This is a genomic window from Bacillus sp. 01N45 (genome assembly GCF_056399205.1).
Genome location: NZ_JBFTQW010000080.1, coordinates 1 through 361 on the forward strand (window position 1 = coordinate 1; position 361 = coordinate 361).

The following is a 361-nucleotide window of genomic DNA, read 5'->3' on the forward strand; positions in this document are numbered from 1 at the left end:
GGCCTGGATCGAACGGGCGCGATCCTTTCGACAGGGTCGGCGGTCGGCGATCCAGCGCGCCTGGCGGCGGGCCTCCTGCGGCGCGCCCACGCTCGCGGCGCCAGGATATGGTCGCCGGTGGAGGTGACGCAGGTCATCAGCGATCCCGACGGCGTGACCCTGGTGACGGACACTGGCCATGCGGTGCGCGCCAGACAGGTCGTGTTCTGCTGCGGCTACGAATTTCCGAAGGGCCTGCCGACGCCGGGCACAAGCGTCGTGTCGACCTGGGCCATGGCTTCCAAGCCTGGCAAGCGCCGGCCCGACTGGCTGACCGAGACGCTGATCTGGGAGGCGTCCGATCCGTACCTCTATCTACGCG

General features: G+C 69.5%; 1 pseudogene. It reads left to right on the top strand.

The features are described 5' to 3' along the window. Nucleotides 1-60 precede the first annotated feature (60 nt). A pseudogene (locus AC1DMU_RS29810) lies at nucleotides 61-361 on the top strand (hypothetical protein); the annotation flags it as partial.